Annotated in this window: 14 protein-coding genes; 7 read left to right on the top strand and 7 right to left on the bottom strand. The window is 66.8% G+C overall.

Going from position 1 to position 16,800, the window contains the following annotated elements:
• Positions 1-283: 283 nt before the first annotated feature.
• The 7 genes from ACYOEI_RS36695 to ACYOEI_RS36665 all read right to left on the bottom strand — a co-directional run bounded on the left by ACYOEI_RS36695 (position 284) and on the right by ACYOEI_RS36665 (position 7,803).
• Positions 284-2,005, bottom strand: coding sequence for a ferric reductase-like transmembrane domain-containing protein (locus ACYOEI_RS36695; protein WP_462855353.1), 1,722 nt, complete (start codon positions 2,003-2,005; stop codon positions 284-286).
• A 36-nt stretch (positions 2,006-2,041) separates the two neighbouring features.
• Positions 2,042-3,025, bottom strand: coding sequence for a protein-methionine-sulfoxide reductase catalytic subunit MsrP (gene msrP, locus ACYOEI_RS36690; protein WP_462855352.1), 984 nt, complete (start codon positions 3,023-3,025; stop codon positions 2,042-2,044).
• 219 nt (positions 3,026-3,244) lie between these two features.
• Entirely contained in the window at positions 3,245-4,114 is an 870-nt protein-coding gene (locus ACYOEI_RS36685; protein ID WP_462855351.1) for a DUF1223 domain-containing protein, read from the bottom strand.
• Positions 4,115-4,241: 127 nt separating this feature from the next.
• Positions 4,242-4,901 carry a hypothetical protein gene (locus ACYOEI_RS36680; protein ID WP_462855350.1) on the bottom strand — a complete coding sequence of 220 codons (660 nt, stop codon included), beginning with the start codon at positions 4,899-4,901 and terminating at the stop codon, positions 4,242-4,244.
• A 174-nt stretch (positions 4,902-5,075) separates the two neighbouring features.
• Entirely contained in the window at positions 5,076-5,261 is a 186-nt protein-coding gene (locus tag ACYOEI_RS36675; protein ID WP_462855349.1) for a hypothetical protein, read from the bottom strand.
• A 162-nt stretch (positions 5,262-5,423) separates the two neighbouring features.
• Positions 5,424-5,690 (bottom strand): STAS domain-containing protein, encoded by a 267-nt coding sequence (locus ACYOEI_RS36670; protein WP_462855348.1) that lies wholly within the window; start codon positions 5,688-5,690, stop codon positions 5,424-5,426.
• Between the two features lie 169 nt (positions 5,691-5,859).
• Positions 5,860-7,803 carry a sigma 54-interacting transcriptional regulator gene (locus ACYOEI_RS36665; RefSeq protein WP_462855346.1) on the bottom strand — a complete coding sequence of 648 codons (1,944 nt, stop codon included), beginning with the start codon at positions 7,801-7,803 and terminating at the stop codon, positions 5,860-5,862.
• A gap of 603 nt (positions 7,804-8,406) precedes the next feature.
• Here ACYOEI_RS36665 and ACYOEI_RS36660 point away from each other — a divergent pair.
• The 7 genes from ACYOEI_RS36660 (at position 8,407) to ACYOEI_RS36630 (ending at position 16,630) form a co-directional block, all read left to right on the top strand.
• On the top strand, positions 8,407-9,408 hold the full coding sequence (locus tag ACYOEI_RS36660; protein ID WP_462855345.1) for a hypothetical protein: 1,002 nt from the start codon (positions 8,407-8,409) through the stop codon (positions 9,406-9,408).
• 175 nt (positions 9,409-9,583) lie between these two features.
• Positions 9,584-11,932 (top strand): TRAFAC clade GTPase domain-containing protein, encoded by a 2,349-nt coding sequence (locus ACYOEI_RS36655; RefSeq protein WP_462855343.1) that lies wholly within the window; start codon positions 9,584-9,586, stop codon positions 11,930-11,932.
• Between the two features lie 151 nt (positions 11,933-12,083).
• Positions 12,084-13,517 (top strand): hypothetical protein, encoded by a 1,434-nt coding sequence (locus ACYOEI_RS36650; RefSeq protein ID WP_462855341.1) that lies wholly within the window; start codon positions 12,084-12,086, stop codon positions 13,515-13,517.
• Positions 13,518-14,118: 601 nt separating this feature from the next.
• The gene (locus tag ACYOEI_RS36645; protein WP_462855339.1) at positions 14,119-14,475 is read left to right on the top strand and encodes a PIN domain-containing protein; all 357 of its coding nucleotides are present in this window, start codon (positions 14,119-14,121) and stop codon (positions 14,473-14,475) included.
• 311 nt (positions 14,476-14,786) lie between these two features.
• Positions 14,787-15,617: a class I SAM-dependent methyltransferase gene (locus ACYOEI_RS36640; RefSeq protein ID WP_462855337.1), complete on the top strand. Its 831-nt coding sequence runs from the start codon at positions 14,787-14,789 to the stop codon at positions 15,615-15,617.
• A gap of 70 nt (positions 15,618-15,687) precedes the next feature.
• Entirely contained in the window at positions 15,688-15,975 is a 288-nt protein-coding gene (locus tag ACYOEI_RS36635; protein ID WP_462855335.1) for a hypothetical protein, read from the top strand.
• Positions 15,976-16,168: 193 nt separating this feature from the next.
• On the top strand, positions 16,169-16,630 hold the full coding sequence (locus ACYOEI_RS36630; protein ID WP_462855333.1) for a ferritin-like domain-containing protein: 462 nt from the start codon (positions 16,169-16,171) through the stop codon (positions 16,628-16,630).
• The last annotated feature ends 170 nt before the right edge of the window (positions 16,631-16,800 follow it).

Here is a 16,800-nt window from a genome sequence, read left to right as displayed (position 1 = left end):
GCTGCTGGCCCGGCTCTGCCGGACGGGATTGGTTACCCGCAGGGTTCCGATGAAAGGTTTCACATTCGCAATGATTCCCCTTTCCCGAGCTTCTTGGCGCAAGGTCAGACCTAGTTTCTAGTTTTTTTACGGCGCGGCGACGTTCGATGTCCTGTCCAGTTCGTCCTCCATCTGGGACCTAAAGGACAGGCATCGCAATCTTGACGGTCGGCTTCTCCGCGAACAGTGTTCAAACGAACAAAAAAGGAGACCCTTCCGATGACGATGGCGAGGACCTAAGTGGTCACGCCTCCACCACGACGTGGTCGACGCAATGGGCCTGACAGCTCAAGATCAGGTCGTTCGCCCGGTCGACGGGCTCGAGGGCGTCCTCGGCGTCCATCTTGACGAGACCGGAGATCCGCCGGATTTTGCACTGGCCGCAGATGCCGGCCCGGCAATCGTAGTCGATGGCGATTCCGAGGGCTTCCGCGACCTCGAGCACCGTCTCTCTTCCGGTCACTCGCGCGGATTTCCTCGAGCGGGCGAACGTGAGGGAGGCGTCGCCGGGAGCACGGTCGCCCGCTTCGGGCGCGGGCGTCGCGGCGGAAGGGACGGGGTCGGACCCGGTCGAGTCGGCAGACGAGGCGAGGCCAGGCGACGCGAACGTCTCCGCTCGGATCGAGTCGTCGGGGACGCCGAGTTCGAGGAGCATCCGTCGGGTCGGCTCGACCATCTCGGTCGGGCCGCAGATGTGGACCCGGCGCGTGGCGATCTCGGGCACAAGCCGGGCGAGCATGGCGGGATCGATCCGGCCCCGCTCCCCGACCCACTCCGTCCCTTCCTCGCGCGTGAGGGTGACGGTCACGTGCAAGTTCGAATGCCGCGAGCGGAGGAGGTCGAGCTCGTGGCGGAAGATGATGTCCCTCTCGGTCTTGACCGAGTACACCAGGTGGATCTCCCCGGGCCATCCCTGGTCGGTCAGATAGCGGACCTGGGACATCAGCGGGGTGATCCCCACCCCCCCGGCGATCAGCACAATGCCGAGGGCCTCGGCCCCGGTGAACGTGAACCGGCCGGCCGGGGCAATGACGTCGATCAGGTCGCCCGCGCGAACGACGTCGTGCAGGTGCCGCGACGAGAGCCCTGAAGCTTCGCGCTTGACCGTCAACTCGCAGTGGTCGACCCGGGTCGGGGACGACGCGATCGTGTACGACCGGCGGACCTTCCGGCCGTCGATCGCCAGCGTGAGGTTGAGATACTGGCCGGGGAGGAACTCGAAAGGCAGCCGGGCCCCGTCGAGGGCCTCGAGCCGGAACGTGCGGACCTCGGGCGTCTCGTCGAACACCCGGGCGACTCGCAACGGCCCGGTCCAGGGCGAAGGCCGCACGGGGACGACGACGGGCGAGGCGGCCCCGTCTTTTCGGGCGTCCGACCGGAGTTGGCGGTAGCGGGCGGCCACGCGATAGAAGAGGAGCACCCCCAGGGCCGCCGCGAACGCGACCGGGCGTCTGACGTCGGCCTTGACGAGCATGTAGAAGTGGAGTGCCCCGGCCGCCGCCGCGACGTAGGCCAGCCGGTGAAGCGACTTCCAGCGCGCCGGGCCCAGGCGTCTGATCATCGCGTCGGTCGAGGTCGCCGCCAGCGGGACCATCAGGACCAGGCCGAGCATGCCCACGAGCAGGTAGGGCCGTTCGAAGACTTCCGACACCGTGTCGCCGACGCTCGCCGCCCGATCGAGTATGAAGAAGAGGAGGAAGTGCAGCCCGGCGTGGAAGAAGGCGTAGAGCCCGAGCATGCGCCGGAACTGGCCGAGCCAACCCCAACCGGTGATTCGCCTCGCCGGCGTGACGGCCAGCGAGAGCACGAGGAAGATGAGCGACAGGATCCCGGTCGTGCGGATGGCGAAATTGACCGGGTTGGCGCCCAGCCTCCCTGCCGCGGCGTCCCAGCCGAGGAGGAACACGGGCACGGCACCGTTGAGCGCGACGACAACCTTCGTGAAGCGATCGACTTTCAAGAGCACCGCCCCATCGTGCCAGTGGATGCCCGGCCTTCGGGCTCAGAAGTTGATATTCAAATCCATGCCGGAATAGAGGTGGGCAACCTGCTCGGCGTATCCGTTGAAGAGGAGCGTCGGCCGCCGGCCCGACTCCCCGATCCGCTGCTCGGTCGCCTGGCTCCAGCGGGGATGGGGGACGTCCGGGTTGACGTTCGAGTAGAACCCATACTCCGAAGGGGCCTGGGCGTTCCATGTCGAGGTCGGCCGGTCCGACGTGAGGGTGATCTTGACGATGGACTTGATCCCCTTGAACCCGTATTTCCAGGGGACGACCAGCCGCAACGGCGCTCCGTTCTGGGCCGGGAGCTCCCGACCGTAGAGGCCGGCGGCCAGGATGGTGAGCGGGTGCATCGCCTCGTCCAGCCGAAGCCCTTCGACGTAGGGCCAGGGGAGCACCGAATCATTCTGCCCCGGGAAGCGTGCGGGGTCGACCAGGGTCTGGAAGGCGACGTACTTCGCATCTCCGGTCGGCTCGACGTGGTCGATCAGCCGAGACAGCGGGAGCCCGTTCCACGGGATCACCATCGACCAGCCCTCGACGCAACGCATCCGGTACACCCGCTCCTCCAAGGCGCCGAGCTTCAGGAGCTCGTCCAGGTTGAACACCTTCGGCTTGCGGACCAGTCCTGCCACTTCGACGGTCCAGGGCCGCGCCACGAACCCGGCGGCCGCCGCCGCGACCCCCTCCTTGTCGGTCGTGAATTCATAGAAGTTGTTGTAGTTGCCGACCTTTGCGAGCGGCGTCATCGGCTCGTCGACGCGAAACCCCCGGGCGAGGTCTTCCGGGCTCGCCGGCGCAATCGAGGCGCCCCGGAGGGCCGATGTCTCGATCGCCTCCGCCCCCGGCCGGTTCAGCCTCCGATAGAGCGTGGCCGTCGCCGCCAGGCTGGCCGACGCGGCCACGCCCCTCATGAGCGAGCGGCGGTTGAAGTAAACCCCCGGCGGTGTGACCTCACTCGACGGGATTCGGTCCGGTCCCGGCATGGATAGAACCTCGATTCCGGGGGAAACGCGAGAGGGCGACGGGCGATCTCCGTCGAGGGCATCCCAGGGGCGGCGAATCCACCGGATGCGGAACCGCGAGCCCGCCGGCCGCCCCTCGCGCCCAACCCCTCTTCCCGATCATAGCGAACGAGATCCTTGCGGTCGATCACGTCGGCCGCCGACAATAGACACGATTAATTTTTCAAATTTCATAGTTGTTCATTTCAATGATTTATTTCGGGGACGCCGCGATCGCCCCCCGGGGTCGACGCCCTGGGTGTCGCCCGGGTCCGGGGTCCAGGGCAGATCGGCCGACTGGTAGACCACGCCGGTGCGCTTGTCCTGGACGAAGGCGGCCAGGCGAAGGTTCTTGGGCTTCCAGGTGGGCTCGACCTCGAAGGTAAACCGTTGCGTCACGGGCGACTTGCCGTCCAGCTCGACGAACTCGTACTTGGTCCGGCGCGCCGGGAAGCGGGCGACGAGCGACTTGCCCTTGTTCTCGCCGGAGGGGATGTCCGTGACGACCCCGTCTTCGCGGAGCACCGCGCAGACCAGCATCGGCGACTTCTCGACCAGGATCGACTTGCTCGTCACCTTGATCGTGGCCGTCCCCGATCGGCCGTCGGCCTTCAGGTCGAGGGCGACCTCGAGCCCGACGGCCGGTTTCCTGGACAGGGCCCGTCGGATCGCCGCCTCGGCCGAGGCGGGGTCCCGGCCGTTGACGGTCTCGACGCCGTCGATCATGAGCATCGGCGTGTAATAGAGCCCGTACTCGGGATTCTTGGGGCCCTGGTAGAGCTCGTTGTAGGTCATCTGACGTCGGCTGTAGAGCGGGTCCGAGAAGACGTCCTTCCAGGGGTCGTTGAAGTAATCGACGTGGAAGGCGATCGGCACAATCCTCCGGTCCTTCTCCGCGAGTGCGCCGAGGATCTTCTCGGCCGCCGGGCACATGTCGCAGCCCTGCGACGTATAAAGTTCGACGAGGACCATGCGCCTCGCCCCCCCGCGGCCCGACTCCTGGCCGGAGGCACCGTTCCCGAGGAAGATTAATGCCAGCATCGAGAGGGAAAGGCGGCTTGTGACTTGCACGATGATCAACTCCCGTATGTGCCTCGACGCCGGTCCATGAGCGTTGGGCCGGAGATCGTCGCTGGAGACCATAATGACGCGGCGGCCCGAGGGCCGATCGAAAAGGAGGTCCGCGTCGAGGTTTTCATCAAGGGAGGAGCTTCCCTTTTTCGACGAGCAAGAACTGGCCTGGGAATACGCGTGCCGTCATCTCGACGTTCTTGAAATGGGTCCCTTCGCCGAGGAACGCTCGCTTGCCGTCCCCCGTCTGAAGGTAGTGGTAGATCTTACCGTCGACCGCCTCCAGGTGGTGGAGGTGTCCCAGGGCGCAGGAATGGGGGAGGTCGGCGACGCCAAGGCCGCACTGACATTTGTTAGCCCCCTTGAGGGTGACCTCCTTCCCCTCTTCATCCCGGTACCGCGCCAGGTCGATCCCCGGATCGGACTTCGCCTTCGCGAGTGAATCGACGTGCAGGAGGGCCCCGGAGACGAGCAGCCGCCCCTTGACCGCTACGGCCGTGCCCGGCGTCACGTCCTTCAGGAATCGCCGGTTCTCGGGAGTCTCCAGGAACGCGTAGACCCCTCGTCTGGTGACCAGGGCGCGATCGGCAACGCCCATGAAGGTCGGCTGGGCCCGCGCCCGATCGGCCCGCACCTTGTCCCCGTGAACGCGAGGGAACAGATCGAAGACGTCGGCGACCACTCCTTCCGCCTCGAACGGCGTGACGGCGGGCTCGTCAGCCGCCCTCGCGACGTCGAATGAGGGCGTCAGCGCCAGGACGAGGATGACTCCTGAGGCAATCTTCATGCGACTTTCCTTCCGACTGGGTGTCGATCGGGATCTGGGCCGGAGGCCCTCACAAGGCTCGAGTTGGGACTCGACCCGCGGGAGTCCCCGGCACGGCATGCCTCGGGTCGGCCCTCCGGGATGGCCCCTGGAGCACCCGATGCGTATCACCTCAAGCGACGATCAGGCCATCCGTCACTTTGAGTTGCCGTCCATCTTGCCTTTCTCCATGGCCCCACTTTCCATCTTCCCGGATTCCATGGCCCCACCTCCCATCTTGCCTTTCTCCATGGCCCCGCTTTCCATCTTCCCGGATTCCATGGCCCCGCTTTCCATCTTGCCTTTCTCCATGGCCCCGCTTTCCATCTTCCCGGATTCCATGGCCCCACCTCCCATCTTGCCTCCTTGGGATTCGTCGGAAGAACAGGCGGGGAGGGCTGCAACGGTCAGCAGGAACGCGACGGCCTGGGACTTGAGAGCGGTCAAACGCATCGGTGAACTCCAATAGTCTTGGGTGTCGGAAACGAGGACACGCGACGATCGTCAGGCCCTCGGGCGCTGGAGCATCTCGGCGACGAACCCAGAACAGGCCACCAGACGAGTCCCCTCGCGGAGCAGGCCCTCGATGAATCGGGTCCCATCGGCGTCGAGGTAGGTCAGGCCGGAGAGGTCGAGCCTGATCCGTTCCCGGCGGTCCCGGGCCTCGCCGCAAGCCAGCTCCAACTCGCCGATCCAAGGTCCCAGGAGCTTGCCCTCGAGCTTGAGTATGCAGCCCAGGTCGCCATCCTCGGTTCGCGAGATCATCAGCATGACGGCCCTCCGCGAGAACGGGAGACTCCCCCAAATCGCGATTCCCGTGCCGGCCGTCTGGCAACCCGCCAAGAGCAACACAAACATTTTATCCACAAGAAGATACGATCACCGACTCCCGACAAGGGCGGTGTGCGAGGGGGAGTCTCGCCACGAAGGGTCGTGGGGACTACGAAGGGTCGTGGGGCGGCCGAGAGAGGCCGAGCTTCTTCAGCCGACTGCGAAGTGTGTTGGGATGGAGTCCCAGGACGGCGGCCGCGCCCCTGGGCCCTTCGATGATCCACCGCGCCTGCCCGAGTACCTTGAGGATGTGGTCGACCTCGACCGCTTCGAGGGATCCGAGGACACTCGAGGCCCCCGCGAAGGGCCCCGGGGCGGGGAGACCGAGGATCTCGGGGGCGAGGTCGAGCATCGGGCCGGAGGCGAGGATCACGCCCCGCTCGAGGACGTTCTCCAATTCCCGGACGTTGCCGGGCCATGGATACGCCGAGAGCCGGGCGAGCGTGCCCGGCTCGATCCCATCGAAACGCTTCCCGACCCTCCCGGCATATTTCTCGAGGAGGAAATGGGCCAGGAGGGGGATGTCCGAGGCACGTTCGCGGAGCGGCGGGAGCTTGATCGGGAAGACGCTGAGGCGATAGTAGAGGTCCTCGCGGAACGTCTTCTCCCGGACCGCGCCGAGCAGGTCGCGGTTGGTCGCGGCGATGACCCTCACGTCGACCCGCTTGGGCGAAGTGCCCCCGACCGTGTCGAACTCATGTTCCTGCAAGACGCGCAGGAGCTTGGCCTGCGTGTCCGCGGGGAGCTCGCCGATCTCGTCGAGGAAGATCGACCCCCCATCCGCCAGCTCGAACCGGCCGGTACGGCGGGCGATCGCCCCGGTGAACGCCCCCTTCTCGTGGCCGAAGAGCTCGCTCTCGACGAGTCCGGCGGGCAGGGCGGCGCAGTTGATCTTGATGAGAGGCTTGTCGGCCCGCCGGCTCGCGGAATGGACCGCCCTGGCGATCAACTCCTTGCCGGTGCCCGTCTCCCCGTAGATCAAGACCGTCGCGTCCGTGGGGGCGACGCGACGGACGTTGTCGAGCACCGCCGCCAGCGCGGCGCTGCGGCCGACGATCTCGTCGAAATTGTGGACCGACTTGATCTCCTGCTGGAGGTAGAGATTCTGCTCCGCCAGCCGGGCACGCTCGGCCTCGGCCAGCACCCGCGCCGTGACGTCGATCCAGATCGAATGAACGGCGCGGATCGCCCCGTCGTCGCCGCGTATCGGCCTCATCCATACATGAGCCCATACGGGTTTCCCGTCGCGACGCCGCATCTCCAGTTCCAGCCCGGAGATCTCCTCCCCGTCGAGGCCGCCCCGGAGCGCTCGCTCGGCCCTCGGTCGGCCGGAAGACGTGTCCGCGAAATGCTCCATGATGCCCGATCCGAGCAAATCCTCGGCCGGGCACCCGAGGAGTTCCGTCGCGGAGCGGTTCACATGGATCAGGCGGAGGTCGGAGTCGAGCGACATGTAAGCGTTCGGCGCCTCCTCGTAGAGATTCCGATAGCGACGCTCGCTCTCGACCAGCCGGCGCTCGACTCTCAGGCGTTCCAACTCGACCGCGGCGCGGGCGGCGAAGATCTTGAAGAGGAAAAGCCGGCGCGGTTCGGCCGGCATGGGCCGTTCGTCGAACACGGCCAGGTGTCCGAGGACATTCCCTTCCCCGTCGAGCAGCGGGACGCCGAGGTAGCTCTCGATCCCCAGGTCGATCAGCCCGCGGTCCTGCGGGAACTTGCCCTGGACCCCGAGCGGATGATGGCAGAGTCCCCCGCGCACCACGTCCTCACAAGGTGTCCCGGCGATCTCATATTCGATATTCGGGAGGATCTCGCCCCGGCCCCAGTAGGCGAGCGTCCGGACGTGCGTCGCGCCCACGGCGAACTCCGCGACGAAGGCGAAGCTGACGCCGATCGCGGACGCGAGGTGCCTGACGAGCGACCCGAAGAACACCTCGCCCGTACTCCGCGCCGTCCCCTCGACGATCGCCTTCAGGGCGGCGATCTCCTCATCGGTCGTCGGCGGAAGCATGCCCATCCCGTCTTCCACCGCCAGCTCGCCGGAGGTTGCCAAGGCGGTCCTCCACAAAGTGGCTCGGCATCTTCAGCCTTCGCGAAGGGAGCGCCGATCGCCAACGAAGCGTCCCCGACGGCTCGTTGACGACAGACGATCCGTACTCGCCGGATCCTCTGGTTACACGGAATCGGAGTCTCGGCGTTTATCGGGAGACGTACCGAGGAGGGACTCTATTCGATCCGCTCGAAGACCAAGGCTTCGCGCTCGTTCTCGACGGGCGTCCGACCGGAGGCATGCCGGAGGAATCGGCCCAGACCGACTGTCGTGACGAGGTCCGGGCTGCCCGATCCAATCCCCACGCGTTATACTGATTTTAAGAAGGAGTTATGGAGAGAGGGATCTCGCCAAGCACCGACGCATGGCCTTTGCGCCGGGGCCGAACCCTTGGCGGCCCAGGGGCTCCACGCTTCCCTCGAGAACGGTGGGAGGGGTGCCTATCCCTCGCCCAACCCCGGGCCCCTCGGGCCTCCCGGCCCCGGAGAAATCGGCCTCCCACGCGGATTCGTGCGAATAAGGCCGAGCGGACATACGAATCTCATCTTGGCGGGCGTCGAGACGACTCCCCCTCGCCCCGCCGCCGAAGTCCGAGGACTTATCGCCATGGCCATACATCCGCAAGATCGTCGCCGCCCGTCGGCGACCCGCCCGAGCCTCCCGGGTCTCCTGGCCGTCTTCGCCCTCGCCCTTGCCCTGCCGGTCCCGGCGATGGCGGGCAAGCTATCGTGGCTCGACGAGGTCGTCCAGGAGGTTGTGCGCGAGGCCAGGGCCGGCGGCCGCACCGCCGCCCACCTCGAGTCGGCCGGAGCCCGGTCGTCGGGCCGTCTCTTCGCCCGGGAGGCCGACGAGGGCCTGGAGATCGTCGCCAGGCGTTACGACGACCTGGCGAAGGTCGGCCGACGGGCCGAGGCCCCCTCGGAAACCTTGCTCCGCACCCGGTTCGCGCGGCTCCTCCCGCACGACCCCGAGGCCGTCCGCGTCTTCTCCGAGCTCGCGCCAGCCGAGAAACGGCTCGTCGTGGAGATGGGCGAGACGGCCGAGATCCTGGCTAAACGCTACCCCGGGCAGGCCGAGTCGATGATCCGGTCCCTGGGCACCGAGGGCCTCTCGGCCGTCCGCGTCTTCGGCGACGACGTCGCCGAGGTCCTGGTCAAGGAAGGGCCGGAGAGCCTGGGCGTGCTGCGGAAGACCGGCCGAGGCGGCTGGCGATTCTTCAACGAGCAGGTCCTCCCTCACAAGAAGAAGCTGGCCGCCGCGGGCGTGCTCGCCGCCTTCCTGGCCAACCCCGATCGCTTCGTCGACTACGCCGGCCAGGCCACCGAATACGCCGTCCGCGAGTTCGCCAAGGCCGGCGTCCAACTCGCCGGGGCCATCGGAGGAGGTGCGGCGAAGGGCCTCGAAACCACGATTTCCCAGGCCCTGGCCGAGCACGGGCTCGACTTCGTCGTCTTCCGCTACCTCGGGATGGGCCTCGCCGGCCTCGTCGTCGTGTTGGCCTCCATGGTCATCCTCGGCCTGCCCGTCGCCTGGTTCTTCCGGCCCTTTACCTGGCCGGTCCGCCTCGTTTTGGGCAAGCGCAAGGCCGCGAGAACCTCGGCCGTCTAGCCTGAGAAGAGAGCTTGGGTCGCAGAGGTCAGGGCGGGGTCGAGTGTCTCTTAATTTGAAACCCGGCTTGTTCTTCAAAGCCGGATTTCTGACAACGTCAACGCCGACCCATCGCGGGATGTCGTCTACCCCCACAGAAACCGGGTTTCAGGACAGGCTCTGAGAGCAAGAAAGCATGTCCAACCGTCGCAAGGCCCATCTCGACGCCCTCGAGCTCCGGCTGACCGGCCCGAAGCGGATCGGCCTCTTTGGGCATCGGAACGTGGGCAAGACCACGCTCCTGGCGATGTTCTACCGGCAGGCCTCGAACGGGCAGGTGCCGGGGGTCCGGCTCGCGGCGAGCGACCCGGCGAGCGCCGAGTACCTGGCCGAGAAGATCGCGCAGATCGAGTCGGGTGAGCCGCCGGCGGGGACACTGGCCGAGACCAACCTGAAGCTCCGGCTCTACCACGGGCCCGCGCGGTTCGACCTGATCGTCAAGGACTATCAGGGCGAGCACGTCACGCTCGGCTCGGACGAGCTGATCCAGGCGTTCTTCGCCGACTGCGACGCCGTGCTCCTCTGCCTCGACCCCGACGGCTCCGCGAACCCCGTCGACCGCAGACGCCGGCAGCAGGAGGTCGAGGGGCTCCTCGAGCGTTACATCGACCGCTCGGACGACGCGACGACCGAACGGCCGATCGCCTTGATCCTGACGAAATACGACCGGATCCTGGCCGGCGGCCAGGATCTCGGCGACCCGGGTCGTGCGGACGACCCGGCGAGTTGGGGAGTCGAACGCCTGGTCGAATCGCTGTACGGCATGACCAAGCACGCCCTGGCCGAGCACGCCCCCCACGGGGCGATCTTCGCGGTCAGCTCGTACGGCCAGGGGGGCGAGGGAGGACGGCCCCCCGCCGAGCTCCATCCCCTCGGCCTCGACCGGCCCCTGGTCTGGCTCGCCGAACAGCTCGAGACGACCGATCACGATCAGTTGGAATGGCTCTGGGCCGTCGCCCCGGACGACTTCGCTCGGCTCTCCCGATGCGTCGCCGCCTACAGCAAGCGCTACCCGAAGTCGGGCCGAGCGATGGATTTCCGGACGAGGCTCAAAGTCCTCCGGAAGCGGAAACGGCGCCGGCTCGCGGTCCGCCTGGTCCTGACCCTGGCCCTGCTGGCCGGGACCCTGGCCGGCTACGACGCCGCGGGATTCTCCCGGGCCCGCGATTTCGAGCGAGAAAACCCCGCCCCCGCCGTGGCCAGGCGTTGGGGCGAGTTTCTCACGTGGCACCCGACGCTCGACTGGTTCTGGCCGGCCCGGGCCCGAGTCGCCCGGCTCAAGCAGGCCGAGTGGACGATCAAGGCCGCCGGAGTCCAGGTCGCGCTCGGGACGGCCGCACCCGACCTCCGCCAGCGGCTCGACGGCCTGAAAGAAGAGGCCCCGCAACTCGCCCCCGCCATCCGCGAGGTCGAGCGGGCGCAGGACCAGGTGCGGCACGACACACGCTGGGCCGAGGTCAAGGCCGAAGCCTTAACCCCCGGCGACGCGCCTGAGAAGCCCCTCGCCGCGCTCCGGACCTTCCTCCGCGACTACGCCGAGTCCCCCCGACGCGACGAGGCCCTCGCCCTCTCCTCGTCCCTCAAGGCCCAGGTCGCGGCTCGCGAATCGGCCGTCGACCGCCGGCTCCTCGACGACCTCGACCGCGACGAGCGACTCCCCGGCACCGACTTCCGCGACCTCATCGACCGCGCCCAGCAATTCCTCGTCGAGCACCCCCGCAGCGACTGGCGGGGCGACGTCGAACGGCGATTGGACGTCTACGCCGCGAAGCTCGACTCGCGCGACATCGAACGCGCCCGGCTCTATTCCCGGCAGTACCCGACGAACTTCGCGACCCGGATTGAGCGGTTCCAGGACTATTTGAAAGCCCACCAGGCCGGTGGCCGTTACATTAGCGAGGCGACCGAGGCACGCGACCGAGTCCTCCGCGAGTGGGACACCTACGCCTATCGCCAGGCGTACGACCACCTCCAGGCGCACCCCGACGACGTCGCCGAGGTTGCCCGCCGACTCCGCGACTACCTCCACGACCACGCCGACGGCCGATATGCCCTCGACGCCCGCCGATACCTCGAGTGGTGGGACAAGGTCTCCGTCCCCGGCGACTACCGCGTCACGCTCCGCCGAGGGGAGGTCGAGCCCGCCGTCGGCAAATACCTCGGCGGGGGCGGCCCCGACCTGGGCGTCATCGTCGAGGTCGCGGGCGCGGTGTACGGCCCCTCCCCCGTCGTCCGCAACAACCATCGGCCGATCTGGGACTACACCTTCCCCCGCCCCGTCCGCTGGAAGACCGGCGACCCCGTCCGCATCCGGATCGTCGACTACGACTGGTCCGACTCCACCGTCTTCACCCTCAACAGCCGAAAAGGCGACCCCCTCGCCATGCGCAACCTCTCCGGGACCGTCAAAGGTGCGAAAGGAGGTAAGACGACCCTCGTCTTCGCCTCGGACTTCTCGATCCCGAGACTCAGCAGGCCCGAATAAGAAACCCGATCGATCCACAGATGACGCAGATGGACGCAGATTTTTAAATACGGTTTTTCAAATCTGCGTCCATCTGCGTCATCTGTGGACAAATTCCCCCTTTCTTATCCGTGTTCCATCCGTGTTCAATCCGTGGCTAAAAAAAATCCCCATGCCCACCGTCCAGGTCCACTACGAACAAGCCGTCTACGGCAGCTTCCCGTTCTGGGACCGTGGCTACGCCATGCTCGCGCATTCGTCGGGCTGCCAGGAGCGTTGGCTGTCCAACTTCCGGGCGGCCTGCCAGAAGCTGGGCGAGCGGCCGTCGGGGGTTTCGGAGTCGGGCGGGCTGTTTGCGCTGCGGTTGGAGAGCGGGCCCTGGGCGATCGTCGGGATCGGGCCGCAAGGCGTCGACGATCGGGGACGCCCCGGGGCCCTGGCCTTCCACGCCCTGTTCGTCGACCCTCGCGAGTACCGCAAGGCGGGCGCATCCCCGTTCGGCTTCGCGGGGCTGCTCCGGAACGACTGGACGGCGGAGGCCACGTCCCTCGGCTCCGGGACCGCCTCCGTCGAGGTCATGGGCCCTCCTCCTCAACTCTCCGCCCAACCCGTCGACGATCGGGTCGCCCGGATCGCCTCGTCGCTGGCCTCCGGGAGGCGAGTTGCCCTGCAGTCGTCGGGGCCGATCGACGTCCTTGCGGACCAGGTCTGGCAAAGGCTCCCGATCTCGGTCCGAGGCCGGCTCTCCCTGGCGACCTGGGCGTTCGGCAACGGCAACCGGTTCGACCTCGTCGCCATGCCCAGACTCGCCGGCATCACCCTCGACAACACCTATCTCGACCCTTCGGCCATCGACCTCGAATCCAGGCCTTCGCCGCCCCATTCGTCGCGACCTCGCAAATCCATCCTCCTGCGAAACCCAAGCCTCGCGTGGGCCGTGCCAACCCTGGGCGTGATCGCGATCCTGGTCATCGCCGGACTCACCGGCGTGATGGGCCTCGACGACAACAGGACAATCCCCGCCGATGGTCCTGGCGTTGCTCCCGCTCCCACCACCTCGCGCCCCTCGATCGTCGATAGACCCCGCCCACCGGACCGGGCCACCTACCGGGAAAGCCCGACCGATCTCGACGATCGCCCGCGCGTCCTCGAGGCCCTCGTCGGCATGGCCGACCGGTTCGGCGTTCTCAGCCCCCCCGAGGACCCCGCCGACCTCATGACGCGGATCTCCGAGCACCTCCGCTATCGAGGTCCCCGACTCTCCCCAGACGAACAAACGCGCCTGGCGACCGACCCGACCGCCGAGTCGAAGCACGACCGGGACCTCGCCCTCGCCTGGCATGCGAAGGCCAGCCGATTCGTCGACGACCGCCCCCTACCCGATGACTTCGCCCAGGGCCCCCTACGCTGGCAGCTCGACACCCTGGCCTGGTCGTTCCACCTCGACGACGACCCCGAACTGCCCCGCCGCAGCACTCCGGAGCTCCCCCACGCCCTGGCCGAAGCCCTCGTCGTGGACATCCCCCTCCGCCGCTCCCCCCTCCTCGCCCAATACCCGGCGCTGGCCTCGTACCTGGACTTCCTCGGCAAGCTCCCCCGACGCTGAGCCCGGCGCCGACCGACCATCAACGATCCGGCCAATCCTCGGGGGGCCGTCGTTAACGGGCCGAGAGCGCCGGCCGCTCCGTAACGAACATTGAGACACCCCATGCGAATGCACTTCCGCCGTTCCTTTCGCAAGACGACCGCTCGGCCGCCCACCTGACCGACTTGGCGCTCGCCTGAACGGGCGCCAAGTGGTACGATCCCGGAGTCGAGGGGAATTGCTATGGGGTGCTCCTCGTGAACTTCCCAGGTCTTCTCCGACCCCGATCTGACCATGACGATTTCACACATGGCTCGCAAGCGACATCAACGGGCGAAGCACGAGCGCATCTCTCCATGGCCGGAGCACCACCCCACACCGGAGGAAGTAGCCGAGAGGGCCAGCTATGCAGGAAGCAGCGAGCATAAGGATTACGGGAGTATCGCCGGACCGCCCGCACTCCGGTCTGACTCCGCCCGTTGCGACTCCCGCTACACGGACTTCGCCCCAATCACCGAGGCACTCCGAGCGGAATCGCCGACACTGGTTCCGGGCGGAACTCGATTAGCAAATCGCCCAACTACGCCGAGACACGACTTCCAAGAACGCGGGTACCTTACTCGTGCGACTCGAAGAAAGCCGAATTGACAACGACGAATTGTCGAACAACATTCAATCTCGACTGTTTTCGTTCATACGTCAGGCCGCGGGAATCCTGGATCCCATCCCCGAAACAACCGCCATCACCCGACTGGCAGTCACCGAGAGACTCATCCCCGATCCTACCGATAACCTGATCCTCCACTCGATCCTTGACCACGCCCGCGGTTACCCCGAGGCAGGGAAAGCACTCCTGACGGACAACACGAAGGACTTCGACACCGAAGAAGTCCGGGTTGCTCTTGCCGCGGCTGGCATCAGCAGGCCTTTTCGTTCGGTCACGAACATGCTGGGTTGGCTGAAATCACGTACCCAGTGATTCCCCGGGCGATTTCGATCGTGGGCTTACATAACGGCGGGTCCGTCGTGATCGACAAGTCGATGGGCTTCTTCGTCGATAAGGCCTCCATCCACGACACCCGCCACCATCGTGAGGGATCCCAGGCCTTGCTCGGGGCGAAACGAATCGACCCAGGCCTTGTCGCTGATGCGGGGGCGAGGGAGATCGGTTACGATTGGAAGGGTGCCCGATCCCGGTTGGAAAACGGCCCGACGCGGATTTCGGCCTTCGGGACGACGCGCCGTGATTGCTGGCCTCGAACTCGGGCCGAGGGCTGCGGACTTTGGGGGATGCCCATGCCGTTCGTCTCGGCCCTCGCCTCGTCCTGCCGGAGAATGAGCCGACTCGTGCGCAACCTCCAGAATCAAGACCGGCAGTGGAGCCGCCACGCCGCGCGGTATGACGAGCTGTTCCTCGACTCCTTCCACCCCGGCGTCGAGAACCCGCTGCTCGCCATCCTCGACGCGGTCCCCAAGCCCGAGCGTCGGGCCGTGGCGGACCTCGGCTGCGGGACGGGCCCGCTCCTGCCCCGCCTCGTCGGCCGGTTCGGCAAGGTCATGGCCCTCGACTTCGCCCCCGGGATGATCGCCCACGCCAAGGAACGGCTCGGGGCCGACGCGGACAAGGTCACCTTCGAAACCCGCGCGATGCACGAGCTCGACGACTATGCCGGCACGTTCGACGTCGTGATCGCGGTCAACTCGCTCGTCATGCCCGACGTCCGGCTCATCGACCAGACCCTCCGCGCCATCCGCGCGAGCCTCAAGCCGGGCGGCGTCTTCCTCGGCGTCGTCCCCTCGATCGACGCGATCCACTACCACACGATGCTCCTGATGGACCAGGCCCTCGACCGCGGCCTCGAGCCCGAGGAGGCGGAGCGGACCGCAGCCTTCCACGCCGAGCATCACTACTACGAATTCGCCTTCGGCCGCTTCAAGTTCATGGGGCTCCGCCAGAAATTCTGGCAGCCGTTCGAGATCCGACATCGGATGCTGAAGGCCGGCTTCACCTCCGTCGAGCTCGACAAGGTCCTCTACCCCTGGGATGAGAGCATGGCCGGAGGCGCCGAGTTCGCGGACCATCCCCGGAGTTGGGACTGGTCCTTCCAGGCCCGCACCTGAGCCTGGGCCTTCGCGAACGGAAAATCGAAAGTCACGCATCCCGAGGAAGGGGAAGGAAGGAGGGCCGCCCGTGTTGAATCACTCGCCCCGCGAGCAAGAGCAGTCGATCAAGGAAAGGAAACACGAGCTCTTCGCGTCGGAGAGCCCGTCCGGCCCCCGGAGGCAATTCGCGGAATACCTCCGCGAGGCCCCCCCGGTCCCGCTCTCGTCCATCCAAAAGGCCGGCCTGGGCGCCTTGGGCGTTCTGGTGGCCCTTCTTTTCGTCGTCGCGATCCTGACCGTGCCCGACCATTCGCACACCAAACGCGGCCAGGGTCAACCGAAGGGGACTCCCGCGCCGCCCGCGAAGGGGCCCTGAGCCGCCCACCTCGCGGGTTTCGGCGGGGCCTTCGAGCCACTCGCAATCCCGGGCCGGAGGCGTTGCGTCGAAAACGCAAAGGCAAGGCTGCCTGGACGCCTCCTTGCCGATCGTCTTATAATCCCGAACGTTCCGGCGAGCCGGGTTGGTCTCACCGGGTCGCCGTTGACGCCATTCAGCGAAGGGGAATGCGATGGATAAGTCTCAGTTGATCGACAAGTTGAACGAGATCCTCCGGTGGGAGTACGCCGGCCTCGTCCAGTACACCCAGTTCAGCTTCGTCGTCCGAGGTCCTTGGCGCGAAGTCTATCACGAGTTCTTCCGCGAGAACGGCGAGGAAGCGCTCGGGCACGCCCACAAGGTCGGCGACAAGATCGTCGCCCTCGGCGGCGTCACCACCGTCGAGCGGGCCGAGGTCAAGCAGTCGCTCGACCTGACCGAGATGCTCGAGTTCTCGCTCGCCGTCGAGCGGAAGCACGTCGAGCTCTACACCGAGACCCTCGACATGCTCGGCCCCCGCGACGTGGCCTTGCGCAACCTCCTCGAAGAGATCTGCATGGAAGAGCAGTCGGGCGTCGACCACCTGGAGAAGATCCTCCAGAAGGGCGAGCTCGTCGCGGGCGGCCAGTCCCACCCGCAGCAGAAGGTCGGCTGAGCGATCGTCTCGAAATCGGCCGCTCGTCGGCCGAACCGGATCGCCCCGCAGGCACGCTCCCGGCACGCAAGCCACGGATCCGGCTTCGGATTCGTGTGCCCCGAGGTTGATATCGCACTCGGACGGGTTGCTTTCCAACCCGTCCGGCTTCAACCCGTGCGCCATTCCAT

The organism is Singulisphaera rosea (assembly GCF_054877945.1).
Note: the sequence above shows the minus strand (reverse complement) of the source record. Positions and strands in the feature narration are given on the sequence as shown.

Bases quoted from the DNA above. Each gene is read 5' to 3' on its own strand.
- msrP (WP_462855352.1), bottom strand. From the start codon at position 3,025: ATGCCGGGACCGGACCGAATCCCGTCGAGTGAGGTCACACCGCCGGGG.
- ACYOEI_RS36680 (WP_462855350.1), bottom strand. From the start codon at position 4,901: ATGAAGATTGCCTCAGGAGTCATCCTCGTCCTGGCGCTGACGCCCTCA.
- ACYOEI_RS36675 (WP_462855349.1), bottom strand. From the start codon at position 5,261: ATGGAATCCGGGAAGATGGAAAGCGGGGCCATGGAGAAAGGCAAGATG.
- ACYOEI_RS36670 (WP_462855348.1), bottom strand. From the start codon at position 5,690: ATGCTGATGATCTCGCGAACCGAGGATGGCGACCTGGGCTGCATACTC.
- ACYOEI_RS36660 (WP_462855345.1), top strand. From the start codon at position 8,407: ATGGCCATACATCCGCAAGATCGTCGCCGCCCGTCGGCGACCCGCCCG.
- ACYOEI_RS36655 (WP_462855343.1), top strand. From the start codon at position 9,584: ATGTCCAACCGTCGCAAGGCCCATCTCGACGCCCTCGAGCTCCGGCTG.
- ACYOEI_RS36650 (WP_462855341.1), top strand. From the start codon at position 12,084: ATGCCCACCGTCCAGGTCCACTACGAACAAGCCGTCTACGGCAGCTTC.
- ACYOEI_RS36640 (WP_462855337.1), top strand. From the start codon at position 14,787: ATGCCCATGCCGTTCGTCTCGGCCCTCGCCTCGTCCTGCCGGAGAATG.
- ACYOEI_RS36630 (WP_462855333.1), top strand. From the start codon at position 16,169: ATGGATAAGTCTCAGTTGATCGACAAGTTGAACGAGATCCTCCGGTGG.